The sequence below is a fragment of the Vibrio sp. Scap24 genome, from assembly GCF_013394185.1.
Classification (GTDB): domain Bacteria; phylum Pseudomonadota; class Gammaproteobacteria; order Enterobacterales; family Vibrionaceae; genus Vibrio; species Vibrio pomeroyi.
In genome coordinates this window covers 1,554,970-1,581,522 of sequence record NZ_CP041332.1, presented here as the reverse complement: position 1 = coordinate 1,581,522, position 26,553 = coordinate 1,554,970, and the positions used below count along the sequence as shown (strand labels likewise).

Genomic DNA, 26,553 nt, shown 5'->3' with positions numbered 1-26,553 from the left:
GTCGTTATAGCTGGTGGTCTTGCATGTGTTTTAAGAATACATCGGCAGGCATAAAACCCGTTACACGAGCATTTGGAACATGGTTACCCTCGCCATCCCAGAACTCAATCGTTGGTAAGCCGAGTACCTGCAATTGTTTAAGCAGTTCAATGTCTTGAGGCATGTTTCTTGTTACGTCAGCTTGTAGTAGTACGAAGTCAGAAAGCTTGTTCTCAACATCAGCTTGATGGAAAGTGTACTTCTCAAACTCTTTACACGCCACACACCAATCGGCGTAGAAATCGAGCATCACAGGCTTGCCCAGTTTTTTCGCTTCGATGAGCTGGATTTCGAGCTCTTCAACGGTATTGATGCGTGCAAATTGGATATGCTGTTGCTCCACCGTTACGCTCTTCTCCGCAAACCAATAGTTCAACGCAGGCTGTGCGGAAGCAAATAAGCCAAGCATTGCGATGATGCCCACTGCACTCTGTTTCCAGCCGCCGAATGGCAGTGCATTCTTGCTGTGGTACAGCCAACCAAAGGCGATGAAGCCAAGGCCAGACCAAAGCACAGTTGCCCACAATTCAGGGATAATGCGCTCTAGCAGGAAGATTGGTGCTGCTAGCAAGATAAAGCCGAATACGATTTTTACCTTGTCCATCCAGCTGCCTGCTTTCGGCAGTAGCTTATTACCAAATACCGCAACCAAAATCAGTGGGATACCCATACCCATCGCCAACGCGTACAGAGCAATTGCGCCGGTAAACAGGTCACCACTTTGAGCGACATACAGCAGCGCACCTGATAGTGGGGCTGTAGTACAAGGTGAACACACCAAGCCAGAGATTGCGCCCATCGCGAACACGCCCAAGGTATTGCCACCTTGTTGCTTGTTACTTTGGTTGTTGAGCCAAGTTTGGATGCTGCTCGGCAGTTGCAGGTTATAAACGCCAAACATCGACATGGCTAATGCCACGAACAGAACGCTCAACGCAATCAATACGTAAGGGTGTTGCATCGCAGCTTGGAACTGCATGCCTGCAGAGGCAACCATTAAACCTAATAGGGTGTAGGTTAGCGCCATGCCTTGCACGTAGATGAAGGACAACATCAGCGCACGACCTTGGCTGAGCTTGCCGCCACCTAATACGATACCCGTTAGAATTGGGTACATCGGCAGAACACACGGTGTAAAGGCTAAGCCAACACCAAGTGCTAAGAATAATAATGGCGTCCACCAACTGTCACCGAGCTTATCGGCTAGGCTCGCTTCTTTTGAAACGGGTGCAGTTGATTGTGGAGTGGTGTTAGTTGCAACGTCTGTTTTTGGAGAGGCTTGCTGTGTTGAAGCATCAGCCTTATTGTTTGCAGACGATGACTCTGGCGACATTGCATTAGCTTGAGAGTCGCCTGAACCAGAATCTGTAGCTGTAAATGGCTCAATGTCGATGATTCGAGTTTCTGGTGGATAGCAGAAACCCGCATCGGCACAGCCTTGATATTTAACAATCAGCTGTGAACCATCTTGGTAACTCTGTAGCGGAACTTGCACGAATAATGGCTGGGTATAAATGCTCACCTCACCAAAGAATTCATCTTGGTGCGGCTTACCATCTTCTAATTCAACGTTACCGATCGCGAGGTTTTGCCCAGTGAAAGAGAGGCTATGTTGGTAGAGGTAGTAGCCTTCTTTTACTTGCCAGTCGAGAAGCACCTTGCCGTCTTGCTGGTAGTAATTGAAAGGGAAAGCTTGGTCTACAGGGACAAAACCGTTGTTATTGCCTCCGAAGCTTGGCTCGGCGTTGTCATTTCCAAAAAGCGCCCACGCAGGCTGGGTGAACAGGGAAATACAAACAAAAAGTAATGTGGCAAGTCGTCGCATACTATTTAGTCATCAAAATGGAGTTGAAGGTATCTTAACTCAATCAGACCGTAATAGTTTGTGATTAGTTTCATCGACCAGCAAATATCCGCTAGGGCGGGTGAGCCACCTTCGTAGGCAGTCGAGAGAGAGTTAGCAGCGCAACTGCAGTGAACAGACCTTGCCAATAAGACATTTAGGCAACGCCCAAGCGTGCTTTGACCACTTGTTCGCAGGCATCAATATTGGTCGTGTCTTTCGGAATGATTAACACGGTGTCGTTGCCGCCAACGGTGCCGATAATCTCAGTATGTGGGTCGATATCTACTAATCTTGCCACTAACTGTGCACAACCAGGGTGGGTTTTTACTATCACCATCGCTTGGTTATGAGTAATTAATTCAATTTGCGATGAGATGGATGCATCGACACGAACCGGTGCGCTTTCAACAGTGATGCAGTACACCTTTTTGCCACAGGCGTTCTGGATTTTCACCACGCCAAGTTGTGACAAAATGCGAGATACGGTTGATTGGCTAATGCCGGTATAACCGATCTCGACCAGTTTCTCGCGCAGCTGATTTTGGGTCGAGAAGCTTTGTTGTTGTAGTAAGCGTTTGCACGCTGCAGTCAGTGTTTTATCTTCAGCTGAATACAAGCAACCGTGCTCAGTGATTTCGTTCATGAACAACTCCTTAAGGTCAACGTGTGGATATCGCTTGTCCATAGCGCCGAACGCACTCCCAAAGCCGTAGAGTACGATTGTTAATAGGGCTTACCGATGAATCCCGAAGTAAAGAGGGGAGGGTATGCGAGATGTATGATCATCTATGCATTGAGTCTACCACTAAAGGATAGTTATCTTTTTGAAGGCGATCACCAAATAATATTCTGGTTTATTGCTTTTATTTTGGGGTTTTATTCTTTGTTTAATGGATATTTATTCCGGCGTGGGAATAAATATCCATGTTATCTAAGTGGTTTTTGTTGCGAAGGTAATGCCGCTAAGGGTTAGCGAATCTCATTCATGATCTCGCGAGAGAATACTTTTTCACAGTAGTGACATTTTAGCTGCACTTTTTCCTGTTTTAGCTGCACTTTAAAGTGACTTTCGACAGGTTCACCGTGTGAAATACAGTTGCTATTTGGGCAAGAGAACACACTGTGGATTTGCTCTGGCAGCACAAGGGTTAGCTTGTTAACCACTTTGTACTCTTCAATCTGATTCACCGTTGCCTGCGGAGCATAAAGAGCCAATTGGTTGGCTTGTTCCTTGGTCAGGAAGATGTTCTCTATCTTGATTAGGTCTTTATGGCCAAGTGCCGATGATGGCAGGTTTAAGCCCATAGTGATGCGCTGTTCTGTCTTGTGCAGCTTAAACAGTTTAAGGATTTTGATACCAAGGTGAGCAGGGATGTGGTCAATCACGCTGCCGTTACGGATCGCTTCTACTTGTAGCTGAGTTTGTTTAACCATGACTGTTTCTCCTGCTTATAAAGTGTCGTTAAGAACTAGGGCCAATAGGGCTTCGCGAGCGTATACACCGTTTTCAGCTTGTTCGAAGTAGTAAGCGTGTGGCGTTTTATCGACGTCGGTGGTGATTTCATCGACGCGTGGCAGCGGGTGAAGTACTTTCATGTTTTGACGAGCGTCTTTCAGTGTATCGGCGGTGAGGATGTAAGCCGATTTCATGTGTGCGTATTCCGACGCATCAAAGCGCTCTTTCTGTACGCGAGTCATGTACAGAACATCCAGTTCCGGCACGACTTCTTCAATGCTGCTGTGAGTGCTGTATTGGATACCCATCTCTTCTAATTCTTCACAGATGTAATCTGGCATCTCTAATACTTCTGGCGCGATAAAGAAGAAACGCACGTTATTGAATTTCGATAGTGCTTGCGTCAATGAGTGGACAGTTCGGCCATATTTTAAGTCGCCAACGAACGCCACATTGAGGTTATCGAGCGTGCCCTGCGTTTCGTAAATCGAGAACAGATCCAGCAAGGTTTGAGTCGGGTGTTGGTTAGCACCGTCGCCGCCGTTTACCACCGGAACACCGTTAGAAAATTCAGACGCTAAACGTGCTGCCCCTTCTTGTGGGTGGCGCATGACAAAGGCATCGACGTAGGATGAAATAACCTGCACTGAATCGGCAAGCGTTTCGCCTTTTTTCGCCAGTGAGGTGTTACCGCCATTATCAAAGCCGATGACCGTGCCACCAAGGCGTTGAACGGCGGTTTCAAATGAAAGGCGAGTTCGAGTTGAAGGCTCAAAGAAGCAGCTCGCAACGACTTTATTTTTCAGCAACTCTGGGTTTGGCTCGGCCTTGAGTCTTGCTGCTGTGTCGACGATAAGCTCCAGTTCATTCCGAGTGAGCTCAGGTATGGAGATGATGTGCTTGTTAAATAACGAATGCGCCATAACGGGTCTTCCTTCTATGCATACAGTCAAATTGCGGACAAAAAAAAGCCCCCTAAAAATAGGAGGCTTCGAAACGATCAATAGAGCAAAATAAAAATGACACCACCGCCACTCTTTGGCGTGTAGTTTGACAATCATGTGCGACAGAATTGCAGTTCATTTTTTGCTCTCTTAAGACAAATTGCGGAGGATTATACTCAGATAAAAACGCCATGCAATACTTTCTGTAAAGTATTCATTTAATGGATTTTTATGCGAAATAACGTCTACATTTGGCTTTGATTTAAGCCCTTGTTGAAACAGAAAATCTCAGGTTTTTTGGGGCGATAATGCCTTCAAGCTCATGAAAAAAAATGCGGGCTTTATCCAAGGGCTAAATCCCAAGTACGCCACCCGCATTTCCCTGTCATTGCACTTCACTTGTCCATGTCTTGCGAACAAGTGAGTGCTTAACTTCTTAGTTGTTTCGATTCTTAGCTGTTTAGGTAATTAACTGCCTAGGGTTGCAACCATTACTGCTTTGATGGTGTGCATGCGGTTTTCAGCTTCATCGAACACGATAGAGTATTCAGACTCAACCACTTCATCTGTCACTTCAACGCCGTCTTTTAGCTGTGGATATTCAGCCGCAAGCTGTTTGCCAACAGTAGTGTCTTCACCGTGGAAAGCCGGTAGGCAGTGCATGAATTTCACATGTGGGTTACCCGTTGCTTTCAGCATTTCCATGTTCACTTGGTAAGGCATCATTAGGTTGATACGCTCAGCCCATGCTTCTTTAGCTTCGCCCATCGATACCCAAACATCGGTGTACAGGAAGTCACAACCTTGCACGCCTTCTTGAACATCTTCAGTCAGTGTAATTTTGCCGCCTGTGTGTTCTGCGATTTTACGACATTGAGCCAATAGTTCTTCTTGTGGCCAGAACTGTTTTGGAGCAACAAGGCGAATGTCCATACCCATTTTCGCTGCGCCAACCATCAGAGAGTTACCCATGTTGTTGCGAGCATCACCTAGGTAAGCAAAGCTGATTTCATGCAGCTGCTTGCCACGGCCGTATTCGGTCATGGTTAGGAAGTCTGCCAAGATTTGAGTTGGGTGGAATTCGTCAGTCAGACCATTCCATACTGGCACGCCAGCGTATGCGCCTAGCTCTTCAACGATCTCTTGACCGAAGCCGCGGTATTCGATGCCATCGTACATACGACCAAGAACGCGAGCCGTATCTTTCATTGATTCTTTGTGGCCAATTTGAGATCCCGATGGGCCTAAGTAAGAGACGCGAGCACCTTGGTCGAATGCTGCGACTTCGAATGCACAACGAGTACGAGTCGAAGTTTTCTCAAAGATAAGCGCAATGTTTTTGCCAGTCAGTGTTGGCTGTTCGTAACCGTTGTACTTCGCTTTTTTAAGCTCCATAGAAAGATCTAACAAGTGTTGAATTTCGCGTGGAGTGAAATCTAGTAGTTTTAGGAAGTTACGATTGCGTAGGTTAAAAGCCATGATGTATTCCTTTTTAGATTTAGGCGCTTTCTTGTTACAGGGAAAGAAAATTCAAGAAAGCGCGATTCAATATTTAGTTAAATTTGTTCGTTTAATGCTTTGTTTTACAGGGTTTAAAAGCCATCAAGGTTTAAAAAGCTCTCTAGCTTTAAGATCGTTAACCCTTGGTGATGTTTGTGCCCGCTTGGCCTTGCAGGATTTGCAAGCCATCTTCGAGTGCACCGATACCCACAACCTTGCCGCCTTGCTCAATGAATTCGCACGATGCTTCGATTTTTGGCCCCATTGAGCCAGCATCGAATTCGAACATCGCTAATTCACTTGGCGTGGTACTGCGCAATGCGTGTTGAGTCGGTTTGCCCCAATCCAAGTACACAGCGTCTGCATCGGTCAGAATCAGTAGCGCATCCGCATCTAATTGTTTCGCTAGGAAAGCCGCTGACATGTCTTTGTCGATAACCGCTTCCACACCAACTAATTTGCCATTCTCTTTTTTCACTGGGATGCCACCGCCGCCAGTACAAATTACTAGGTGACCTGCATCGATAAGCTGGGTGATCGCTTCGTGTTCAACAATGCCAGTAGGGCGTGGGCTTGGTACTACGCGACGGAAATGTTGGCCGTCGGGTTTCACGATCCAATGGAATTTCTCTGCTAGTTCACGCGCTTCCGCTTCTTCGTAAATTGGGCCAATCGGTTTGGTTGGATCCGCAAACGCAGGATCATTTGGATCAACTGTCATTTGGGTCAACATGCACGAGATGTTGCGGTTAGGCAGGTAGTTTTTGAACTCTTGCATCAACATGTAGCCGATCATGCCTTGAGTCTCACTGCCCAACACATCCAGCGGGTATGGATTTACTTTCTTGTATTCCAAACCTTGCAGAGCAAGTAATCCAACTTGTGGGCCATTACCGTGCACTAACACCACGTTGTACACTTTTGCGATTTCAGAGATGGTTTTCACCGCCGTTTCAATATTGCGGCGTTGAATATCAGCTTCTAACGGCTCACCGCGACGAAGTAGGGCGTTACCACCGAGTGCAACAACAACAGTTTGTTTAGTCATAATTGTGTTCTCTCATTGTGGCCAAGTTGAGGTTATTTGCGTTCGCCAACTTGGCCGTTTCGTCTTAGTGATTAGATACCATCACGCTCAATTGGGCAGCTCATGCAGCGTGCGCCACCGCGACCGCGGCCAAGCTCATCTCCAGGAATCGGAAGAACCGTGATGCCTGCTTTGTCGTATTTTTCGTTGGTGTAGGTGTTGCCTTCGTAGCCAATCACGACACCAGGTTTCACCGTAAGAACGTTGTTTGCATCGTTCCACTGCTCACGTTCTGCATGGAAGTTGTCACCACCTGTTGTGATGAGGTTTAGCTTGTCTACGCCCAGTGCTTTTTCGATAGCGGTTACGAAGTAGCCTTCTTCTTTCACTTTCACTGCGCCAGACTCATCGCCAGTTAGGTTCCAGCACTGCACATCTTTACTCACCACTTCTGGGTAAACAGAGAAGGTATCTTCGTTCATGTGCGTCATAACGGTGTCTAAGTGCATGCAAGAGCGGTGCTTTGGTAGCTGCATTGCGATAACTTGTTTCGCTTGACCGTGTTTGAATAGGCTCGATGCTAAATGCTCAACACCTTGTGCTGTAGTACGCTCAGACATACCGATAAGTACCGTGCCGCGGCCGATAACAAGAACGTCACCACCCTCAATGGTTGAGTTGTCGTAGCTGATGCTCTCTTCATCACCGAAGTATTTAATGAAGTCTTGGCCTGCGAATGTTGGGTGCCAGCGGTAAATAGCGCGAACGTGGTTGGTTTCACGTTGACGAGCAGGTTTCGCCATTGGGTTGATAGATACACCACCGTAGACCCAGCAAGAGGTGTCACGAGTAAATAGGTGGTTTGGTAGAGGCTCGATAATGAAGTCCGTTGGTGCGTGCATGCCTTGCATCATTGAAGATGATTTCATTGGCATTTCAGCGTAAGACAGACCACCCGTCAGGATTTTCGCTAGCTCTAGGTTTGGTAAGTCGCCTAAGTAGCAGCGCACATCGTTAGCAAAAGTTTTGCCTAAGCGGTAATCAGAAACTTGATGACTCAAAAGCCAATCTTTCGCTTCTGGTACGGCTAGGGTGTCTGCTAGTAGGTCAGTAAGAAGAAGAACCTCAACACCTTGATCACGTAGCGTTTGAGTAAATGCGTCATGCTCTTTACCTGCACGCTCAACAGCCAGTACGTCATCAAACAGCAAATCGTGACAGTTAGAGGGTGTTAAGTGAGTCAGTGCGCGTCTTGGGCGGTGAACTAGAACGCGGCGTAATTGACCTATTTCAGAACCTACATAGAACTTACTCATGATCGTCTCTCTCTTATATATTTGAATTACTTTTATCGCTAAGAGTAATTATTTATTTTCAGTTGAGAAGAATGAATTATTTATTCATATCTCTTGTCTGGAATTAATATTACGCCTGCTAGTCAGGTATTCTTAGAGATCTATCACAAATCGTTTTTTATCCCGCAGCCCTTTAAAATTAAGGGTTTTAACAAACTTTATGCACTTTTAACTATTGGCTATCTCTTCTAAATAGTTAACTCTTTGGGAACATTATGCATGCTTTTTTCACTCGTATTACTAGAATGGGAATTCTAGGGCTTTATATGCAAATCAAATTTATTGATAAGAATGAGCTTAAGGTGGAAGTATGCAATGTTAGTATTTATATATTTAATTTTGAATGTGAAATTAATTATTCCTTAACAATTTAAATGCGAATAAAGCTATTGCGGTCACACTTTATAATCGAGTGTTTTAATCCGAATTTCTATAAAAATAGCTAATGTTTGTCCTTTGGTTATTACAGAGTGAATTACTTTAAATATAATTAACGCTAATAAATGACTAACTATTTCTCTAAATATAGTAGCGATGAATATTTGCGTTTTAATTAACCTTAGCATCGATATTTAAAGGTGAGTTTTGTTTTCTAGCAAGTGTCTCAGCTCGTTGAAGTTTTGCTGCTTTGATAGGCAGGTAGATAAGGTGATAAAGAGGCTTTAAATGATGCGTGTGCAGCTTGTGAGGGTGTTTCGATGGAAGAGTGTTGTTGGTATCGATAGTGACAAAAAAAGCCGCTAGAAAGCGGCTTTAAGTGAGAAAGTGAGGTGTGTTGGTTTTAGATAAGCGCACCAATACTCAGAACAATGATGCAGAACACCATCAAGATACCGATTAATGGCATTACCCATTTAACCCAGCGCACGTAAGGGACACGAGCAATCGCCAAGCCACCCATTACTACCGCAGAGGTTGGTGTGATTAGGTTTACCAAGCCAGAAGCTGACTGGTAAGCGGTGATAACAAGGTCACGACCTACGCCAGCAAAGTCAGCCAATGGCGCCATGATTGGCATAGTGAGTACCGCTAAACCAGAGGTTGAAGGCACTAAGAATGACAATAGAATCTCTAAGAAGAACATCACGTTAATAAAGATAACCGAAGACAAGCCAGTGACCATTTGCTCTGCAGAAAAGAGGATAGTATCGGTGATCATACCGCGGTCCATCACCACCACAATACCACGTGCGATACCTATGATAAGCGCTACGCCCAGTAGGTCACGAGCACCATCAATGAAGCTTGAAGTAAACTCTTCTTCGCTCATGCGAGACACAATACCAACGATGATGGTCGCTGCTAAGAACATTGCAGAGATCTCTGCCATCCACCACCCAGCAACGGATACACCGTAAATCATTACTGCGAATGAGCCACCAAAAATGGTCAGAATCAGTTTGCGAGTTGTGGTGAATTCAAGTTTTTCGCCACTTGCGTTGCCAAGGAAGTGCGCTTTGTTCTCTTCGTACTTGTCGTACACAATTGATTTGCTTGGATCGGCTTGCACCATTCTTGCGTAACGCATGACGTAAGCGACACAGATACCCCAGCCAACAATCAACATACCAACACGCAGCACGATACCGTCGGTAAATGGAATGCCAGAGGCGTTAGCAGCGATAACCGTTGCGAATGGGTTTATGGTTGAGCCTAGCACCCCAATACCCGCGCCAAGCAGTACCGTCGCAGCAGCCACTAGAGGGTCGAAGCGAGCTGCCATCATCACAGGTACTAGTAGGGTGTAGAAGGGCAGTGATTCTTCCGCCATGCCGTAGACAGTACCGCCCGCGGCAAACAGTGCCATCAGTATTGGTATCATCAACTCTTCTCGCCCTTCTAAGCGGGCGGTAACGCGTTCGATACCGGCATCAATCGCGCCAGTTTTGGTTACTAGTCCTAAGAAGCCACCAATGATTAAGATGAACAGCGAAACGTCGATTGCCGCAGCTTCATAGCTATTGTGGTCGTAGAAGCCGTCAATAGGCGCTAGCAGTACGTCAATCACGCCTTGAGGGTTTCCCTCTACCGCTTGATAAGTACCCGTGACAGGTACTTCTCGGCCTAGTTCTTCATTCATTGCTCGGTCGTATTGTCCGGCAGGAACAATCCAGGTAAGCAGAGCAACGAACGCAATTAGAATAAATAAAATGGTATAAGCAGAAGGGAATTTAAAATTGGCAAAGAAGCCGCCCTTTTTTGTCTCGCTTGGTATCGTTTGAGTTGTCATGGCTATCTCCTTACATCATCTTAAATAGAAGTGATGTGAATTAGCGACTAATGATTTATAGATTGTAAATACATTGACTCTTATAAAGTACCCAACGATAAAAGTTGCTGACTTTAAATTAAGGTTATTTTTATATTTACCAATCCAAATGAATTTAGATTTATTTTAGCTGCGGTTATTTTATTCCTTACGTCGGTATTTAAGTTTGGCGCTGTTCACAAAAATAATCGCTAATGAATGGGCTGGAAAATGGCAAAAAAACGGCAAGGTTTTTTGGTTAGTTAGCTTGGATTAATATTCGATGTGGATTAAAGGAAAGCGAGGGGAGATTGATTTGATAGGTGTTGTTTCTAGTGGGTTTGAATAACCTTGGAATTTTATTCAAACTTTATTTTTAGGCGGTTTTTAAAGTTTATAATGGTTATTTGACGTGTATCAAATATCACATTGAGTAGAAAACAAAAAAGGAAGCCGAAGCTTCCTTTTAAAGGTTCAATCATCAGCGAGTGTTAGATAAACAGACCGCCGAATGCGAAGCCTAGTGCTACCGCAGTACTGATTGTTACCACACCTGGAATGAAGAATGGGTGGTTGAATACGTAGTTACCGATACGCGTTGAGCCTGTGTCATCCATCTCAACCGCCGCTAGTAGCGTTGGGTAAGTTGGAAGTACGAACAGCGCACTTACCGCAGCGAAAGAAGCAACCGCTGTTAGTGGTGCTACGCCAATCGCTAGAGCTGCTGGCATAAGTGCAACCGTTGTTGCGCCTTGAGAGTAAAGCAGCATAGAAGCGAAGAATAGAACAAGCGCCAGCATCCATGGGTAGTCAGCCAGTAGAGCGCCTGCTACGTCTTTAATCTCAGCAACGTGTGCGTTTACGAACGTTGAACCTAACCAAGCCACACCAAGTACACATACACACGCCGTCATACCAGAGCGGAATGTTGGAGCTGAAGAAATCTTAGCTGCATCAATCTTAGTGAACATAACGATTGCTGCCGCTGCTGCTAGCATTACAGACATGATCGCTTCGTTACGACCTAGTGCTGGGTTTTCAATTAGACCAACAGAGCTAGAGATAGCCGCTGCGTAACAAACCACGAAACCAATCGCTGCTAGGAAGATGTAAGTCGCTTTCTTCGCTGTAGGAAGGATCTCGCGTTTTTCTTCTGTTGCCAGTTTGATTAGACCTTTCTCTAGACGCTCTTGGTAAACAGGATCGTCTTTCAGCTCGCTACCCATGTAGTTCGCGACAACTGCGCCAACCATACAAGCGATGAAGGTTGTTGGGATACAAACCATCAGTAGCGTTAGGTAATCAACACCGAACGGTGCAAGCATTGCTGCGAAAGCCACAACTGCTGCCGAGATTGGCGAAGCTGTAATTGCAATCTGAGATGCTACAACTGCGATAGACAGTGGACGAGAAGGACGAACGCCTTGGCCTTTCGCTACTTCTGCGATAACAGGAAGTGTTGAGAATGCTGTGTGACCAGTACCCGCCATTAATGTCATTACAAAGGTCACGATTGGCGCATAAAAGGTGATGCGTTCAGGGTGCTTACGCAAAAAGTTTTCTGCAATTTGCACCAACCAGTCCATACCGCCAGCAACCTGCATTGCAGCAATTGCGGTAATAACAGACATGATGATCAAGATTACGTCGATCGGGATGAAAGATTGGCTTGTTGGAACGCCAAGAATAAGTGATAGGGCAATAACACCAGCACCACCGGCAAAACCGATACCGATACCGCCAATTCTGGCCCCCAAAAAGATAAAGAGCAGGACGATAAATAGTTCTACTGCAATCATAAGTAACACCTCATTTAGATTTTATTATGTGAACATTCGCCGCTGGAATGTTCACATAATAGTTCTATGGTTTAGGTTCAATTAAACAAAAGTGCAACATACAGAAATCCACAAAATAAACAGGGTTAACCGTATTGGAGCCTAAAAAAGGGCTCCCTTTGGAGCCCTTTCTCGCTAACTTTATTCGTAGCGCTTCGCTTTATACTGAGGATGCATCAAATTTTCAACAGAGAAAATGTCATCAAGTTCTTCTTCGGTCAATAAACCGCGCTCTAGAACCACATCACGCACGCTCTTACCTGTTTCTGCACAGATCTTACCAACAATGTCACCTTCGTGATGGCCAATGTATGGGTTTAGGTAAGTTACGATACCGATAGAGTTAAATACGTGAGATTCACACACTTCTTTGTTTACAGTAATGCCGTCTACACACTTGTCGCGTAGGTTCACACAAGCGTTTGTTAGGATGTCTAGAGACTCAAACATGCTTTGTGCAATAACGGGTTCCATTACGTTCAGCTGAAGTTGACCACCTTCTGCAGCGAAAGAAACCGTGTTGTCGTTACCTAGAACTTTGAAGCAAACTTGGTTTACTACTTCAGGAACAACTGGGTTTACTTTAGCAGGCATGATTGAAGAACCAGCTTGCAGTTCAGGTAGGTTTAGCTCGTTCAAGCCAGTACGTGGACCTGAAGAAAGCAGACGCAAATCGTTACAAATTTTAGACAGTTTAACGGCTAGACGCTTAAGTGCGCCGTGCGTCATTACGTATGCGCCACAGTCAGACGTTGCTTCGATTAGGTCTTCTGCAGGAACACACTCTAGGCCAGTTACTTCAGCTAGGTGTTTCACTGCAAGGCCTTGGTAACCCGGTGCTGCGTTCAGACCAGTACCGATTGCCGTTGCGCCTAGGTTAACTTCAAGCAGTAGCTTTGATGTGTATTCTAGGTTTTTGATTTCTTCGTTGATGGTTACAGCCCAAGCGTGGAACTCTTGGCCAACCGTCATTGGAACTGCATCTTGAAGTTGAGTACGACCCATCTTCAAAATTGTGTTGAATTCTTGGCTCTTAAGCTCGAATGCACCTTTTAGGTATTCAATCGCGTCGATCAGTTTTAGTACGCTGTTGTAAACAGAGATACGGAAGCCAGTTGGGTAAGCACAGTTTGTAGATTGGCTGCGGTTTACATGGTCGTTCGGGTTGATGAACTCATATTGGCCTTTTTCTTTGCCCATAAGCTCAAGTGCCACGTTCGCAACTACTTCGTTCGCGTTCATGTTTACAGAAGTACCAGCACCACCTTGGAAAACGTCTGATGGGAACTGATCCATGCACTTACCTGTGTCTAGAATTAGGTCACAAGCTTGGATGATGTATTTAGCCACTTCGCTAGGAATTACACCTAACTCTTTGTTTGCTAAAGCCGCAGCTTTCTTTGTCATCACCATACCGCGAACGAATTCAGGTACATCTGAGATCGTTACATTTGAGATGTTGAAGTTTTCAACTGCGCGTAGAGTGTGGATGCCGTAGTAAGCATCAGCCGGAACATGACGTTGACCTAAAAGATCTTCTTCGAGACGAGTAGCTTGAGGAGCATCAACTTGTGCTTCTGATAGAGTAGCCATAACAGGATCCTTAGAGAATTATTCTGATTATATAGTTAGTTATTAGCCTATTCTGTGTGCAAATACTCCGTTCGCTAGAATATTGGGCTGATAAATCCGTCCTGACTTATGTGGCACATGATACTGTACCTAGCGCATAAAAATAGTAAGTTGATCACCTTTTTCGCTTTTGTTTCGTCAATATTTTGCAAAGTTATTCTTGGTCAATAAACACGCTTATTTACAGGATAAATTTGAGATTGATAGAGCTTTCAGCGTAAACTGCAAGTAACAAAGGAGGGCGTGTGTTTCCTATCTTATTATTACTATTTATCTTCGTACCCATCATTGAGATTGGGCTATTTATTCAAGTTGGTGGCTTCTTAGGATTGTGGCCAACTATTGCGTTAGTGTTGATCACGGCATTTGTTGGTGCCTCACTGGTTCGTAGCCAAGGCATTCAGACACTTATGTCTGTACAAGGTCGTTTGCAACAAGGCGAAATGCCAGCACAACAGATTCTTGAAGGCGTGATGCTTGCGGTTGCAGGTGTATTGCTGCTGACTCCGGGTTTCATGACGGATGCACTCGGTATGTTGGTATTGCTGCCAGCACCAAGAGCGATGATTGCTAAGAAAATGATGGAAAAAATGGTGGTTAAAAATATGTCTGGCGGCTTCCATGCTGGTGGACAAGCGGGCTTTGGTCAGGGACCATTTGGACAAGACCCGTTTAATCGTGACCCATTTGATCAGTCAAAAGATGGCAACACCTTTGAAGGTGAGTTTGAGAAGAAAGACGACGATAACGATCGTAACCGCTTAAACTAATTCCGTCGCTTTTTGCTTTCTTTTATATAGAAAGACAAAAGAACAGAAACAGAAAAGGCTCTTACCTTTATCCTTCGCAAGAAAGAGATAACGGTAAGAGCCTTTTTATTGCGTGTAGCCTGTTATTTACTATTGCGAGCAGCAACAGGTAACAGGCCGTGTGAGCGGTTACTTACTGAGTTTCGGTATTATACCGCGCCTTCGAAGCCCATTTGTCGCCACGCTTCAAATGCGATGATAGCAACCGCGTTAGACAGGTTTAGGCTGCGTGCGTCTGGCATCATTGGAATACGAATACGTTGCTCCATTGGCATGCTTTCAATGAACTCAGCAGGCAGGCCGCGTGTCTCTGGGCCAAACATCAACACATCACCTTGTTGGAATTTCGCATCCACGTGGTGACCTGTTGTTTTAGTGGTGCAAGCAAAGATACGGAAATCACCTTCGCGTTCATTTTCTAGATACTCAAGAAAGGCTTCTAGGTTCTTGTGACGCTTAACACGCGCTAGGTCGTGGTAATCCAAGCCAGCACGACGAACTTTCTTCTCTTCAAAATCAAAGCCAAGCGGTTCAATCAGGTGCAGGTTTGCGCCGCAGTTAGCACATAGGCGGATGATGTTACCCGTATTGGGTGCAATTTCAGGTTCGTATAGAGCGATATCAAACATGTTGGTTCACAAGAATAATCAAAGATAGCCAGAGTATACGGTGGCAAGCTGAGTGAGTACAGTTCACCACCGTTCGCTTACGCTTTATTCACGAGTGCTTGCGCGTAGTTTTCAGCAACCGCATTCCAATTCACCACATTCCACCATGCGTTGATGTAATCAGGGCGACGGTTTTGGTAGCTGATGTAGTAGGCGTGTTCCCAAACATCCAGTGCAAGAATCGGCTCACCGTTGCTGGCGATGGTATCCATCCACGGGTTGTCTTGGTTTGAGGTCGAGATGATTTTCAGTTGACCTTCTTCTACCACCAACCACGCAAAGCCTGAACCGAAGGTATTGATTGCCGCTTGAGCGAACTGATCTTGGAACGTCTCGAAATCTCCGAATGTACTCTTGATAGCATCACCAAGCTCGCCAGTTGGTTCACCACCGCCGTCTTGAGACATGCAGTTCCAATACAAGATGTGGTTGTAGTAGCCGCCACCATTGTTACGAACGGCAGGACTGTGTTGTGAGATGTTAGCGAAGATCTCGGTCAGAGATTGCTGTTCTAGTTCGCTGCCAGACACCGCCGCAACAAACTTATCGTAGTAGGTTCTATGGTGCTTGCTGTAATGCACTTCCATCGTTTTAGCATCAATGTAAGGTTCTAGGGCATCGTAAGCGTAGGGTAGATCAGGGAAAGTGTGCGACATGGTAAATCCTCCATAATTAGAGGATTTACCATAATGATAATAACAATCATTATCAACTGTGATCTTTGTGGGGGTATTACACAGGTAAGATAGGTAGGGTGATTTCGAGTTGTAATCCACCTAACTGACTGCGGGTTGCTGTGATGGTTCCGCTGTGTTGGCGAATCGCACTCTCAGTAATGGTTAACCCAAGCCCTGTGCCACCGGTATTACGATCACGGGCAGTAGAAACGCGATAGAAAGGTCTGAAGATAGAATCTAATTCATCATCAGGCACACCATCACCGTTATCGTTCACGCAAATCGTCAGCTGATCTTGCACTACGTGGAACTGCACATCGACTTGGTCTTTACCGTAGTAGATGGCGTTACGCGTAATATTGTCTAGCGCGCTCATCAGCAGCTTAGGATTACCCGAAATAGAACGCTCAGGGATCTCCGAGAACGTCAGCTGTTTACCCATCTGTTCGGCTTCAAACTGTGCGTCTTTCAAGATCTCTTCCCACAGGCTCGAGATCGGCTGAACCTCACGAGTAATGTGGCTGTCGACCTGCATGCGCGATAGCGTCAGTAGCTCGCTGATCATCTGTTCGAGACGTTGTGCTTCAGTATCGATACGTTCAAGTTCTTGGCTCTCACCTTGTTTACGAATTGCCAGTGCGTTCGCCATGCGCAAACGAGTCAGTGGTGAGCGTAGCTCGTGTGAAATATCAGAAAGCAGGCGTTGTTGCCCTGAGATCATTTGGTTTACCGCTTCGACCATCTGGTTAAAGCTCTCACCCGCTTGTCTGAATTCAGACGTGCCTTTTTCAAGTGTTGGATCAACCTCAAACTGACCTTTCGCTACACGTTGAGCAGCGCGCTCAAGCCTACGAGCAGGTTGGCTCAGTGCCCAAGCTAACCAAAGTAATAGCGGGGTACTCGCCAACATCACGGCAAGCAATAGCTGCAGAGGTCTATCAAACAGTCGCAGTAAGAACGGCGGTGGTTGGTTCCACTTCACTCCGGCATACATCAGCAACTCTTCACCGGCGAGAGTAATAGGTACTGGCCCTGCAACCATGTAGTGCCCGTAGAGTTTTTGCTTCGGCATCTCAGGGTTATCAATCGAGGTAACAAAGTTACGAATCGCCTTAAGCTTATAGTCTGAATGCCTTTTCGAGGTGAGAACGGCGCCTTCAAGATCGGTTAAATAGATGCGGGCACGAGAATCCTTGCGGCTGCGTGGCGCCTCAAGTTGGAAGACAATTTTGCCGAGGTTCGGTTCTCTGGCGTAGCGTTTTTCAGCGGCCTTGGCGATACGCTCTAATTTACCGAGATGATCAGCAGGCACGTCGCGCGCGACTCGCGGGTCTAAATGAGGAAGTGACAGTACCGACAAAAGCACCAGTAACATGGTGAACCAAAAGATAGCAAAGATACGTCCATATAAGCTGGTGATTTTAGGGATACGCATTAATCCTCCTCTACCAATAAGTAGCCACGACCGCGTAAGGTCTTGATGCGAGATTTTCCGTCGCTGCGCTCTGGGATCTTTTTACGCAGATTGGATATGTGCATATCGATCGCACGGTCAAACGCCGCAAGCCTTTTGCCCAATACATCTAGGCTTAATGCTTCTTTGGTGATCACTTGCCCCGGGTTTTGGATAAGGTGGCTCAACAGAGCAAACTCAGTGGTGGTGAGATCGATAATCTCGCCATTACAGTAAGCTTCTTGTTTGCCAGGGAAGACTTCAATATCTTGGTATTGAATCCGATCACTGGCCGCCTTAGGTGCCGTGGTGGTTTGCGTTCGGCGCAAGATGGCACGAATACGCGCAAGTAGCTCTCGGTCACTGAAAGGCTTAGGTAAATAGTCATCTGCGCCAAGCTCTAGGCCAATCACACGGTCGATCTCTTCACCTTTTGCGGTCAGCATCAGTACGGGTGTTTCCCAATTTTCTCTTAGCTTCTTGAGAGTTTCCATGCCATTCAGGCGCGGCATCATCACATCCAAAAGAATCAGGTCAATCTCATCATTGATCGCTTCGAGCCCCGCGTAGCCGTCATTAGCTTCGGAAACAGTGAAGCCCTCAAAGCTCAGAATGTCTTTAAGTAAGCTGGTTAACTCGGTGTCGTCATCAATAAGAAGAATGTTCGCCATAGGGAAGCCTTAATCGGTTATTTACACGTTAATAATACTGCTAATTATTGGTCAGCTTTCACTCTTTACGATTCTTTACGCTTTCTAAACGTCACTTTACGAGGGAAAGACTAATCTATATTCAAGCGCTGAGAAACAGACGCAACACATGACTTATTATACCGAATTGAGGCAACAATTATGAAAATGACTAAGAAACTTGTACTAGCAGCTGCGGCACTTCCACTAATGTTAGGTACAGCAAGCGCGTACGCATTTGGCGGCGGCGATAAAGGCGACCACAAAGGCATGCACGGTAAATGTGGCGGTTTCGATAAGAAAGTGATGCGTCAACTAGACCTAACTGACGCACAAAAAACAGAATTGAAAGAGATGCGCGAAGCGAATCGTGCAGAGATGAAAGAAAAACACGCTGGCAATAAAGCCGATAAAATGGCGAAAATGAAAGCGCACCAAGAGAAAGTTCAAGCATTGGTACTGGCTGACAACTTCGATGAAGCAGCAGCGAACGACCTAGCAAGCGAAATGGTTGAGAAGCAAACTGAGCGTCGCGTGGCAATGCTGAAGAAGCAACACGAAATGATGAGCGTACTAACGGTTGAGCAAAAGACTCAACTGAAAGAAATCCAGCAAGAGCGCATGACTAAGTGTGCTGACAAGATGGAAAAACGCATGAACAAAGACAAGTAATTCAAGCTTGATAAAGCAGCTTTGAATGAAAGTATTTAGAAAGAAGCGGCCGTTTGCCGCTTTTTTTGATCCCTAAAAATGAATGTCTTACACCCTAGCTGTCATATTCAATTGGTTGTTTGCAGGTTATACTTTGTGCTATCAGTCACTTTATAGCCAAGTTATGAAACAAGAATACGCACGTTTAGTTACGCTTGCTGCTTGGGCAGCCACCACCATCGCCACTATTTTATTGATAGTGAAAGTCGCAGCATGGTGGGTGACAGGTTCTGTGAGTCTGTTGGCTTCCGTGGTCGATTCAATGTTGGATATCGCAGCGTCTGTCGTTAACCTCATCGTGGTTCGCTACTCTCTGCAGCCTGCCGACAAAGAACACACCTTTGGTCATGGTAAGGCCGAATCTCTTGCCGCATTAGCGCAGGCGATGTTTATCTCAGGCTCGGCTTGTTTCCTCATTCTTAACGGTATTGAGCGCTTCTTCAGACCTCATGAACTCAACTCTCCAGAGATTGGTATCTACGTCAGCTTATTCGCGATGATGATGACCTTCGGCTTGGTGCGATTCCAAAAACACGTGGTAAAGAAAACCGGTAGCCAAGCGATTGCCGCTGATTCACTGCACTATCAATCTGACCTTTATATGAATGCCGCGATCATGCTAGCCCTAGCATTGAGCTGGTTTGGTATTAGCCAAGCGGACTCTGTATTCGCGGTGGGTATTGGTATCTACATTCTTTACAGCGCTTATCAAATGGCGATGGAAGCGATTCAATCTCTGCTTGATCATAAGCTGCCGGATGAAGAGCTAAAACAGATAAAAGAGACATCGTTGAGCATCGAAGGCGTGTTGGGTGTGCATCAATTACGAACGCGTCGTTCGGGGCCAATTCGCTTCATTCAATTGCACTTAGAACTTGAAGATGAGATGCCACTTATTGAAGCGCATCGCATTTCTGACGAAGTTGAGGCCAAGCTTATCTCCGTATTCCCTGATGCTGATGTATTAATTCACCAGGATCCGTATTCGGTCGTATTTGGACCAGAGAAGCAGCAAAAATTCCACTCGTGGTGATACGGGCTAAAAATTGAGTGGCAAATGGTAAGTGGGCGGCTTTTGAACTAGAGTGAGTAAAAATTACTAGTTCTTTGGTGATTCAAAAACCACCTTAGTAACAATTAATGTTGATTCTGATGTGAATCAACAAAGTTATTGAGTAAAACTGTAATACTCTTACAGAAGTAGAAATGTTACATAATTTTACGTGATTTAAGTGCTATTCCTGTTGAGGAAATGTAACATAACGCACAAATATAGATTTAAAATCTTGTTGATATACAATCAGCAAGAACAAGAATTGAATAATAGATTCCCAAAAATCGAGGGTGAGCATGATTAAGAAGATCGGTGTTTTGACCAGTGGTGGTGACGCTCCAGGTATGAACGCAGCAGTTCGCGGCGTTGTTCGTACTGCGTTATCAGTTGGCATTGAAGTTTACGGTATTTACGATGGCTACCAAGGCCTTGTTGAAGACCGTATCGAAAAGCTTGACCGTTCAAGCGTATCTGACGTAATCAACCGTGGTGGCACCTTCTTAGGTTCTGCACGTTTCCCTGAATTCAAAGACGTTGCTGTTCGTGAGAAAGGCATCGAGAACCTTAAGAAACACGGCATCGAAGCACTTGTTGTTATCGGTGGTGACGGTTCTTACATGGGTGCTAAGAAGCTAACTGAGATGGGTTACCCATGTATCGGTCTTCCAGGCACAATCGATAACGATATCGCAGGTACTGACTACACAATCGGTTACCTAACTGCGCTTAACACAGTTATCGATTCAATCGACCGTCTACGTGACACGTCTTCTTCTCACCAACGTATTTCTATTGTTGAAATCATGGGCCGTCACTGTGGTGACCTTACGCTTATGTCAGCAATCGCGGGTGGTTGTGAGTACATCATTACTCCAGAGACTGGTCTAGATAAAGACCAGCTTATCGGCAACATCCAAGATGGAATTGCTAAAGGTAAGAAGCACGCAATCATCGCTTTAACAGAGCTTATGATGGACGCGAACGAACTAGCTAAAGAGATCGAAACAGCAACGGGTCGTGAGACTCGCGCAACGGTTCTTGGTCACATCCAACGTGGTGGTCGTCCTACTGCATTTGACCGTGTACTTGCTTCTCGCATGGGTAACTACGCTGTTCACCTTCTTCAAGAAGGTCACGGTGGTCGTTGTGTTGGTATCGAGAAAGAAGAACTTGTTCACCATGACATCATCGACTGTATCGAGAACATGCAGAACCCAGACCGTTCTGAGCTATTCCGCGTTGCAGAAGAGTTGTTCTAAGCCGCGCTTAGCGTTCGCTTAAATAATTTAAAAACCGCTGATTTATCAGCGGTTTTTTTGTTCCTGACGTTTTTTTATTCATTGTAAAATCCCCTCCTAGCCTCCCCTTAATTTAGGCTCATAGATCCCTTTAGCTTTATTTGGAAAGGGGAGGAACAGTTCCGTAGTTGTTGGAACAGATACCGCCTACAACAAATTTTATCTATCAGGGTAAGCTTTCCAATTGGCGATTCATGGAACATTTTATGGTTTCAGTTAGCCAAGAAATCTCAGTGAACAAAGAAAGTTCTCCCCCTTTATCCTAGATCGGTAGGGTAATCGAGAATATTAAAATAAGGGGGAGTTAGAGGGGGGTGTATACATGGAACTTTATTTGGGAATTGAATTTATGATCTTCACCAAAACTTCCTCAAGGTTCTGATTAACCTCATTATTGGTAAAGCGAAGTATCTTGATTCCAAGCTTGTTTAAGTCTCGTGTGCGCTGATGATCGTAAGCCTGTGCTTGTTCTGAGAAGTGGCTATTACCATCTATCTCAATAGCGAGCTTTAGTTCGCAGCAGAAGAAATCTACGATGTACTTTCCAATACTATGTTGTCTTCTAAATTTTACGCCAAGCTGCTTTTTTCTTATATAAAACCATAGTTTGCGTTCTGGTTGAGGCATGTTACTTCGGAGTATCCGTCGAAATGTATTGAGTTGAGGTCGTGTATAAGTCTTCATAACGCGGTCCAATGAATTGAAGTGTTATTAAGTTACGAAGAGTAGGTGACAAAAGAGAGGATCAAGAGGGTGGTGTTCGAGCGAGATCAAAAAAGGCCAACCTAAGTTGACCTTTCATTCAATTTAAACGGTGAAGTTTAAATTAAGCTTTTGCTTCAGCTGCTGCTTTAGCGATAGCTGCGAAGCTTTTCGCGTCAAGAGCTGCGCCGCCAACTAGAGCACCGTCGATGTCTGGTTGTGCGAAGTAAGCTGCTGCGTTGTCTGGCTTAACAGAACCGCCGTATTGGATAACAACTTTCTTAGCAACATCTTCAGATTTCTCAGCGATATGTGCACGGATTTGAGCGTGGATGCGTTGTGCATCTTCAGCTGTAGCTGCTTTACCAGTACCGATAGCCCAGATTGGTTCGTAAGCGATGATAGCGCCTTCAAGAGCTTCAACACCTTGAGTGTTGATAACAGCGTCAAGTTGACGTGCACATACTGCAACAGTTTCGCCTGCTTCGTTTTGTGCTTCAGATTCACCGATACAAAGAACTGGAGTTAGGCCGTTCTCTTTTAGGAATGCGAATTTCTTAGCTACGAACTCGTCTGATTCGTTGTGGTATTCACGACGCTCAGAGTGACCGATGATGATGTGAGATGCGCCGAACTCTTTAAGCATTGCTGGAGACATGTCGCCAGTGAATGCACCGCTGTTGTTTAGGTCAGAGTTTTGAGCACCTAGGATGATCGCGCTGCCCGCTTCAGTAAGCGTACGCTCTGCTAGATCAACGAAAAGTGCTGGTGGAGCAACTGCTACGTCTACGCCTGTTACGCCTTCAAGTTCAGCGTTAAGACCGTTTAGTAGATCAACAACCATTTCTTTGCTGCCGTTTAGTTTCCAGTTACCCATAACTACAGGATGACGCATAGGAATATCTCCAAAGTATTTAAATAAATCGAATGTAAAAAAGTAAACTTTATTACGAAATAATATAACAGATTAATATCAACAGATCATGACTGTGGTCATGACTTTCTTGGATCTTACTCAATGGTCAGAGTAGATTTTGAGCATATATCAGTGATCCGGCAGACAGAATAATAGCTAACTTCTCGGATTTTTCATCGTTAGTTGGTATTAAGGGACAAACGATTGCGTTAACAATAGGAAGTAATAATGCCGAATCTAGTTCTAGAGTACTCAAATTCAGTGGACGAGCGAGTGAATATCCAAGGTTTACTAGAAGATCTTCATAAAGTTGCATTAAACTGTGGCTTGTTTGATGTGCCTTCTGTTAAGTCGCGTTCACTGCGTTGTCATAACTGGCTAGTCGGTGATGAAGAGGACAGTGTGGATTTTATTCACATTAGCTTCGAGTTACTTTCAGGGCGTACCGAAGAACAGAAAAGAGAACTGTCGCGTTCGTTAATGCAAACCTTACAAGAACAGGCGAGCCATATCCGCAGCCTTACGGTGAACATAAGAGATATGGATAAAAGCTGCTTTCAGAAAGTGATTAACTGATTTTTTTAATAAAAGTGATTAACTTAATAAAAGTGATTAACGAGCAATTTGCTGCTAACTTTTTTGGTAGCGTATTAATTTTTGAGTATTTTTAGATGTCGATGAAAGATTTACTGCTCTCTTTCAAAGGGAGAATTGGTCGTAAGACTTACTGGATGTGGAACATTTTCTACTACATTGCGATTACTGGTTTTGCTTCTGGTATCTCGGTTTTGTTCCCGGCGTACTCTTACATTCTACTACCAATCTTCCTACTGATGTTGGTTATCCCAGATCTTGCGGTAACCGCCAAGCGCTGGCATGACCGTAACAAATCGAACTACTGGTTACTGCTGAATGTGCCGCTGGTGTTAGGTCGTTTGGCTTCACCAATGGCTGCGACGACAACAGAGTCGGTATCGCCAGTTCATATGGTGGCAACCGTTGCAGCATTAGTGTGTGGTTTATGGATTTTGATTGAATGTGGCTTGATGAAAGGCACTGAAGGTCGCAATGATTACGGCGAAGATCCGGTGTAATCGCGGAATTATGAATGAACAAAAGGGAGCATTGTGCTCCCTTTTTTGTTTTATAACAGTCTGCTTATCATGTGTGTCTGCTGTTAACTTATATCCGCTTTAATACATTTTCGGCTCTGTATTGGGTCTAAAAGGTACCACATTTTCTGGCAGAGTTTCTTCAAAACCGCAGCGGCCTTCGAGTGCATCTTGGAACTTACAGACCTGACAGCGCAACTCCTGCATAAGTACTACGTTGGCATGGTGCGGATTCTTACAGCGGCTCACCACCAAGTCGATGTGGCTTTGCTGAGCGCGGAGTCTGTCTTGCATGGTTTCAGAAGCCGAACAAATCATCTGTTCGCACATCTCGTGTTTGAATTGATTGAATGCTTTAGGATCGCTTTTCGCGAGTTGGACAAGTTCATCAAAGGGTGGCAGTTTTTGATTGGGTTGTGGATGTGCCATCATTCCTTCCTTAGCATTAAGCATGTTTCATATGCTTTAAGCTTAAGAAAGAATTCTGTACAAATTTTGCTCTATTGGTATTTTCTCAATATTGAGACGAGATCAGTGGCTTAGCGCTAGGCTTTAGCGCTTGGGATTACGATGAAGGCGTGGGTGTTAACGTGTAAGTGCAACGTCGCTCGCCAGCAATAATGTGCTCAGTGCGGCTTACGTGGCATTCGTCTTTGAGCAGTTCTGTGAAAACATTGAGCTCTGACTGGCATAGGCTAGGGCAACGAGTCGCTGCTTTGCAGATAGGGCAGTGGTTTTCGATCAAGATGTAATGATCATCATGCTCTTGAAGCTCCGCCATGTACCCCTCTTCTTCACGAAGTTGAGTGAGCTTTTCAAGCTTACTGATTAGGTCATTGCAGCCAGATAGGGCAGATTGATATTGCTTGAGGGTGTGCTGTTCACGCTCGGCAGCGACCTTAGCAAGCCCTTCTTTACCAAACAGGTTCTCGACTGCATCAATGACTTGAATCGTCAGTTCACCGTGTCGGTCTGAAAACTGACCGTGGCCATGTTGAGTAAGGGACCAATGACGAGTCGGGCGACCCACTTTTACTTTCACGTCATGAAACGCAAGAATGCCATCATCTTCCAGACTTTGCAGATGCTGCCTCGCACCCATTGTCGTCATGCCAAATTCTTCTGACAGTTGTTTCGCGGTTACCGCACCTTGACGCTTAATGGTCTGTAAGATTTTGTCGCTTGTTTTCATACTATCCCTACCTCATGAACCTTACTATTATGAGGCAAGGTGTTTATAAAGCAAACCATTTACTATATTGACCGTAATTTACGCTTTGGGCAGAAAGCAGGGCGCGATTGTCTTGGGCCAATAAAACAAAAGGCCGATACCAAGTATCAGCCTTTGTCTGTTCTGTTTAACCTAGTTTAGGTTTACAGGATGTGACCCACTACTTCTGGATCTTTACGCTCTAGGTAGTGGATTGATTTGATGCGGCGAATCGTACGGCAGCGGCCACGGATAAGTAGCGTTTCTGTTGTCGCGATATTGCCTTGACGAGAAATGCCTTCTAGCAAGTCACCCTTAGTGATGCCTGTTGCTGAGAATACAACGTTGTCGCTGCGAGCCATGTCTTCCATTTTCAACACGATACCAGCCGTTACACCCATTTCGGCACAACGCTCTAGTTCAAGTTCACCGTGTTTACGGTTCTCTTCTGTGTCGCCTTTTACTTCGTGACGAGGAAGAAGACGACCGTGCATGTCACCGTCAAGTGCACGAATAACAGCAGCAGAAACTACACCTTCAGGTGCGCCGCCGATGCAGTACATTACGTCTACTTCGCTGTCTGGCATACAGGTTAGGATAGAAGCTGCAACATCGCCATCTGGCACTGCGAATACACGAACGCCCATAGCTTGCATGTCGGCGATAACTTGATCGTGACGTGGCTTAGCCAGTGTCGTTACAACCAGTGTATCCAGTGTTTTGCCCAGAGCCTTAGCAATGTTTTCTAGGTTTTCTTTCAGTGGCAGTTCTAGGTCGATAACGCCTTTAGCGCCAGGGCCTACAACTAATTTTTCCATGTACATATCAGGCGCTTTAAGGAAGCTGCCTTTTTCGCCTGCAGCCAATACTGCCAATGCATTTGATTGACCCATTGCTGTCATGCGTGTCCCTTCAATTGGGTCTACTGCGATGTCGACAGCGTCGCCGCCTACACCTACGTTTTCGCCGATGTATAGCATAGGTGCATCATCGATTTCACCTTCGCCAATAACAATCTCACCGCTGATTTCGGTTTTGTTAAGTAGGCTACGCATTACTTCTACAGCAGCGCCATCTGCAGCGTTTTTGTCGCCACGGCCAAGCCACTTGTAACCAGCTAGTGCTGCACCTTCTGTGACACGAGAGAATGACATTGCTAAATCGCGTTTCATGCGGACTCCAAAATTTTCAAAGGGGGAATAGAAATTTCGCGGCGGATTTTACCATATCCAAAAGGAAACGTTTGCCTTTTTGTTTTTTCGGGATTGCTCTCGATCAATTTGCAGTGGAAAACCGCTAATATTCATCAAAATAATTGGTTTGCCGTTGTGGCAGTAATCATTCACGTCAATATTCGGTAAAAAGCGCT

The 26,553-nt window shown here is 45.3% G+C and carries 25 protein-coding genes; 6 read left to right on the top strand and 19 right to left on the bottom strand.

Features of this window, described 5'->3' with window-relative positions; genetic code table 11:
• Nucleotides 1–4 precede the first annotated feature (4 nt).
• The 10 genes from FLM53_RS06880 to aspA all read right to left on the bottom strand — a co-directional run bounded on the left by FLM53_RS06880 (nt 5) and on the right by aspA (nt 13,846).
• Nucleotides 5–1,864 carry a protein-disulfide reductase DsbD gene (locus FLM53_RS06880; RefSeq protein WP_176680555.1) on the bottom strand — a complete coding sequence of 620 codons (1,860 nt, stop codon included), beginning with the start codon at nt 1,862–1,864 and terminating at the stop codon, nt 5–7.
• A gap of 175 nt (nt 1,865–2,039) precedes the next feature.
• Nucleotides 2,040–2,528, bottom strand: coding sequence for an arginine repressor (locus FLM53_RS06875; RefSeq protein WP_017630898.1), 489 nt, complete (start codon nt 2,526–2,528; stop codon nt 2,040–2,042).
• Between the two features lie 326 nt (nt 2,529–2,854).
• Entirely contained in the window at nt 2,855–3,319 is a 465-nt protein-coding gene (gene pyrI, locus FLM53_RS06870; protein ID WP_017630899.1) for an aspartate carbamoyltransferase regulatory subunit, read from the bottom strand.
• Nucleotides 3,320–3,334: 15 nt separating this feature from the next.
• Nucleotides 3,335–4,264 (bottom strand): aspartate carbamoyltransferase, encoded by a 930-nt coding sequence (gene pyrB, locus FLM53_RS06865; RefSeq protein WP_017062721.1) that lies wholly within the window; start codon nt 4,262–4,264, stop codon nt 3,335–3,337.
• Nucleotides 4,265–4,753: 489 nt separating this feature from the next.
• On the bottom strand, nt 4,754–5,764 hold the full coding sequence (locus FLM53_RS06860; RefSeq protein WP_176680554.1) for an ornithine carbamoyltransferase: 1,011 nt from the start codon (nt 5,762–5,764) through the stop codon (nt 4,754–4,756).
• 157 nt (nt 5,765–5,921) lie between these two features.
• Nucleotides 5,922–6,833: a carbamate kinase gene (gene arcC / locus FLM53_RS06855; protein ID WP_176680553.1), complete on the bottom strand. Its 912-nt coding sequence runs from the start codon at nt 6,831–6,833 to the stop codon at nt 5,922–5,924.
• 71 nt (nt 6,834–6,904) lie between these two features.
• Nucleotides 6,905–8,128: an arginine deiminase gene (arcA, locus tag FLM53_RS06850; protein ID WP_017630901.1), complete on the bottom strand. Its 1,224-nt coding sequence runs from the start codon at nt 8,126–8,128 to the stop codon at nt 6,905–6,907.
• A gap of 820 nt (nt 8,129–8,948) precedes the next feature.
• The gene (locus tag FLM53_RS06845; protein WP_176680552.1) at nt 8,949–10,397 is read right to left on the bottom strand and encodes a YfcC family protein; all 1,449 of its coding nucleotides are present in this window, start codon (nt 10,395–10,397) and stop codon (nt 8,949–8,951) included.
• Between the two features lie 509 nt (nt 10,398–10,906).
• Entirely contained in the window at nt 10,907–12,214 is a 1,308-nt protein-coding gene (locus tag FLM53_RS06840; RefSeq protein ID WP_017630904.1) for an anaerobic C4-dicarboxylate transporter, read from the bottom strand.
• 180 nt (nt 12,215–12,394) lie between these two features.
• Complete coding sequence (aspA, locus tag FLM53_RS06835) at nt 12,395–13,846, bottom strand: aspartate ammonia-lyase (RefSeq protein ID WP_017630905.1); 1,452 nt, start codon at nt 13,844–13,846, stop codon at nt 12,395–12,397.
• 284 nt (nt 13,847–14,130) lie between these two features.
• Here aspA and FLM53_RS06830 point away from each other — a divergent pair, with 284 nt between their 5' ends.
• Nucleotides 14,131–14,655: an FxsA family protein gene (locus FLM53_RS06830; protein WP_061033600.1), complete on the top strand. Its 525-nt coding sequence runs from the start codon at nt 14,131–14,133 to the stop codon at nt 14,653–14,655.
• 188 nt (nt 14,656–14,843) lie between these two features.
• Here the strand turns inward: FLM53_RS06830 and trmL are convergent, their stop codons facing one another.
• The 4 genes from trmL to FLM53_RS06810 all read right to left on the bottom strand — a co-directional run bounded on the left by trmL (nt 14,844) and on the right by FLM53_RS06810 (nt 18,163).
• A complete protein-coding gene (trmL, locus tag FLM53_RS06825) occupies nt 14,844–15,323 on the bottom strand; it encodes a tRNA (uridine(34)/cytosine(34)/5-carboxymethylaminomethyluridine(34)-2'-O)-methyltransferase TrmL (RefSeq protein WP_009844716.1) in 480 nt (159 codons plus the stop codon).
• 77 nt (nt 15,324–15,400) lie between these two features.
• Nucleotides 15,401–16,018: a superoxide dismutase gene (locus tag FLM53_RS06820; RefSeq protein WP_176680551.1), complete on the bottom strand. Its 618-nt coding sequence runs from the start codon at nt 16,016–16,018 to the stop codon at nt 15,401–15,403.
• Between the two features lie 76 nt (nt 16,019–16,094).
• On the bottom strand, nt 16,095–17,474 hold the full coding sequence (cpxA, locus tag FLM53_RS06815; protein WP_017630908.1) for an envelope stress sensor histidine kinase CpxA: 1,380 nt from the start codon (nt 17,472–17,474) through the stop codon (nt 16,095–16,097).
• On the bottom strand, nt 17,474–18,163 hold the full coding sequence (locus FLM53_RS06810) for a response regulator (RefSeq protein WP_176680550.1): 690 nt from the start codon (nt 18,161–18,163) through the stop codon (nt 17,474–17,476). The genes cpxA and FLM53_RS06810 overlap by 1 nt, the downstream gene beginning before the upstream one ends.
• A gap of 180 nt (nt 18,164–18,343) precedes the next feature.
• Here FLM53_RS06810 and FLM53_RS06805 point away from each other — a divergent pair, with 180 nt between their 5' ends.
• The 3 genes from FLM53_RS06805 to pfkA all read left to right on the top strand — a co-directional run bounded on the left by FLM53_RS06805 (nt 18,344) and on the right by pfkA (nt 21,205).
• A complete protein-coding gene (locus FLM53_RS06805; RefSeq protein ID WP_176680549.1) occupies nt 18,344–18,853 on the top strand; it encodes a CpxP family protein in 510 nt (169 codons plus the stop codon).
• A gap of 163 nt (nt 18,854–19,016) precedes the next feature.
• Nucleotides 19,017–19,925: a CDF family cation-efflux transporter FieF gene (fieF, locus tag FLM53_RS06800; RefSeq protein WP_176680548.1), complete on the top strand. Its 909-nt coding sequence runs from the start codon at nt 19,017–19,019 to the stop codon at nt 19,923–19,925.
• A 317-nt stretch (nt 19,926–20,242) separates the two neighbouring features.
• Nucleotides 20,243–21,205 (top strand): 6-phosphofructokinase, encoded by a 963-nt coding sequence (pfkA, locus tag FLM53_RS06795; protein ID WP_176680547.1) that lies wholly within the window; start codon nt 20,243–20,245, stop codon nt 21,203–21,205.
• 369 nt (nt 21,206–21,574) lie between these two features.
• On the opposite strand, the gene FLM53_RS06790 is transcribed toward pfkA, so the two are convergent.
• Both FLM53_RS06790 and tpiA read right to left on the bottom strand, forming a co-directional pair.
• Complete coding sequence (locus FLM53_RS06790; RefSeq protein WP_176680546.1) at nt 21,575–21,928, bottom strand: endonuclease domain-containing protein; 354 nt, start codon at nt 21,926–21,928, stop codon at nt 21,575–21,577.
• 142 nt (nt 21,929–22,070) lie between these two features.
• Nucleotides 22,071–22,841 carry a triose-phosphate isomerase gene (gene tpiA / locus FLM53_RS06785; RefSeq protein WP_017055868.1) on the bottom strand — a complete coding sequence of 257 codons (771 nt, stop codon included), beginning with the start codon at nt 22,839–22,841 and terminating at the stop codon, nt 22,071–22,073.
• A gap of 249 nt (nt 22,842–23,090) precedes the next feature.
• Between tpiA and FLM53_RS06780 the strand changes: the two genes are divergently transcribed.
• On the top strand, nt 23,091–23,438 hold the full coding sequence (locus tag FLM53_RS06780) for a 5-carboxymethyl-2-hydroxymuconate Delta-isomerase (protein WP_176680545.1): 348 nt from the start codon (nt 23,091–23,093) through the stop codon (nt 23,436–23,438).
• Between the two features lie 95 nt (nt 23,439–23,533).
• Nucleotides 23,534–23,956: a DUF805 domain-containing protein gene (locus FLM53_RS06775; protein WP_017630914.1), complete on the top strand. Its 423-nt coding sequence runs from the start codon at nt 23,534–23,536 to the stop codon at nt 23,954–23,956.
• A gap of 99 nt (nt 23,957–24,055) precedes the next feature.
• Here FLM53_RS06775 and FLM53_RS06770 read toward each other — a convergent pair whose 3' ends face one another.
• The 3 genes from FLM53_RS06770 to glpX all read right to left on the bottom strand — a co-directional run bounded on the left by FLM53_RS06770 (nt 24,056) and on the right by glpX (nt 26,356).
• A complete protein-coding gene (locus FLM53_RS06770; protein WP_017630915.1) occupies nt 24,056–24,403 on the bottom strand; it encodes a DUF3135 domain-containing protein in 348 nt (115 codons plus the stop codon).
• A gap of 136 nt (nt 24,404–24,539) precedes the next feature.
• The gene (locus tag FLM53_RS06765) at nt 24,540–25,166 is read right to left on the bottom strand and encodes a metalloregulator ArsR/SmtB family transcription factor (protein WP_017630916.1); all 627 of its coding nucleotides are present in this window, start codon (nt 25,164–25,166) and stop codon (nt 24,540–24,542) included.
• Nucleotides 25,167–25,348: 182 nt separating this feature from the next.
• Nucleotides 25,349–26,356 carry a class II fructose-bisphosphatase gene (gene glpX, locus FLM53_RS06760; RefSeq protein WP_017630917.1) on the bottom strand — a complete coding sequence of 336 codons (1,008 nt, stop codon included), beginning with the start codon at nt 26,354–26,356 and terminating at the stop codon, nt 25,349–25,351.
• Between the last annotated feature and the right edge of the window lie 197 nt (nt 26,357–26,553).

What these genes read in the sequence shown, in the direction of transcription:
- FLM53_RS06880 (WP_176680555.1), bottom strand. Translation starts at nt 1,864, where the DNA reads ATGCGACGACTTGCCACATTACTTTTTGTTTGTATTTCCCTGTTCACC.
- FLM53_RS06875 (WP_017630898.1), bottom strand. Translation starts at nt 2,528, where the DNA reads ATGAACGAAATCACTGAGCACGGTTGCTTGTATTCAGCTGAAGATAAA.
- pyrI (WP_017630899.1), bottom strand. Translation starts at nt 3,319, where the DNA reads ATGGTTAAACAAACTCAGCTACAAGTAGAAGCGATCCGTAACGGCAGC.
- pyrB (WP_017062721.1), bottom strand. Translation starts at nt 4,264, where the DNA reads ATGGCGCATTCGTTATTTAACAAGCACATCATCTCCATACCTGAGCTC.
- FLM53_RS06860 (WP_176680554.1), bottom strand. Translation starts at nt 5,764, where the DNA reads ATGGCTTTTAACCTACGCAATCGTAACTTCCTAAAACTACTAGATTTC.
- arcC (WP_176680553.1), bottom strand. Translation starts at nt 6,833, where the DNA reads ATGACTAAACAAACTGTTGTTGTTGCACTCGGTGGTAACGCCCTACTT.
- arcA (WP_017630901.1), bottom strand. Translation starts at nt 8,128, where the DNA reads ATGAGTAAGTTCTATGTAGGTTCTGAAATAGGTCAATTACGCCGCGTT.
- FLM53_RS06845 (WP_176680552.1), bottom strand. Translation starts at nt 10,397, where the DNA reads ATGACAACTCAAACGATACCAAGCGAGACAAAAAAGGGCGGCTTCTTT.
- FLM53_RS06840 (WP_017630904.1), bottom strand. Translation starts at nt 12,214, where the DNA reads ATGATTGCAGTAGAACTATTTATCGTCCTGCTCTTTATCTTTTTGGGG.
- aspA (WP_017630905.1), bottom strand. Translation starts at nt 13,846, where the DNA reads ATGGCTACTCTATCAGAAGCACAAGTTGATGCTCCTCAAGCTACTCGT.
- trmL (WP_009844716.1), bottom strand. Translation starts at nt 15,323, where the DNA reads ATGTTTGATATCGCTCTATACGAACCTGAAATTGCACCCAATACGGGT.
- FLM53_RS06820 (WP_176680551.1), bottom strand. Translation starts at nt 16,018, where the DNA reads ATGTCGCACACTTTCCCTGATCTACCCTACGCTTACGATGCCCTAGAA.
- cpxA (WP_017630908.1), bottom strand. Translation starts at nt 17,474, where the DNA reads ATGCGTATCCCTAAAATCACCAGCTTATATGGACGTATCTTTGCTATC.
- FLM53_RS06810 (WP_176680550.1), bottom strand. Translation starts at nt 18,163, where the DNA reads ATGGCGAACATTCTTCTTATTGATGACGACACCGAGTTAACCAGCTTA.
- FLM53_RS06805 (WP_176680549.1), top strand. Translation starts at nt 18,344, where the DNA reads ATGAAAATGACTAAGAAACTTGTACTAGCAGCTGCGGCACTTCCACTA.
- fieF (WP_176680548.1), top strand. Translation starts at nt 19,017, where the DNA reads ATGAAACAAGAATACGCACGTTTAGTTACGCTTGCTGCTTGGGCAGCC.
- pfkA (WP_176680547.1), top strand. Translation starts at nt 20,243, where the DNA reads ATGATTAAGAAGATCGGTGTTTTGACCAGTGGTGGTGACGCTCCAGGT.
- FLM53_RS06790 (WP_176680546.1), bottom strand. Translation starts at nt 21,928, where the DNA reads ATGAAGACTTATACACGACCTCAACTCAATACATTTCGACGGATACTC.
- tpiA (WP_017055868.1), bottom strand. Translation starts at nt 22,841, where the DNA reads ATGCGTCATCCTGTAGTTATGGGTAACTGGAAACTAAACGGCAGCAAA.
- FLM53_RS06780 (WP_176680545.1), top strand. Translation starts at nt 23,091, where the DNA reads ATGCCGAATCTAGTTCTAGAGTACTCAAATTCAGTGGACGAGCGAGTG.
- FLM53_RS06775 (WP_017630914.1), top strand. Translation starts at nt 23,534, where the DNA reads ATGTCGATGAAAGATTTACTGCTCTCTTTCAAAGGGAGAATTGGTCGT.
- FLM53_RS06770 (WP_017630915.1), bottom strand. Translation starts at nt 24,403, where the DNA reads ATGGCACATCCACAACCCAATCAAAAACTGCCACCCTTTGATGAACTT.
- FLM53_RS06765 (WP_017630916.1), bottom strand. Translation starts at nt 25,166, where the DNA reads ATGAAAACAAGCGACAAAATCTTACAGACCATTAAGCGTCAAGGTGCG.
- glpX (WP_017630917.1), bottom strand. Translation starts at nt 26,356, where the DNA reads ATGAAACGCGATTTAGCAATGTCATTCTCTCGTGTCACAGAAGGTGCA.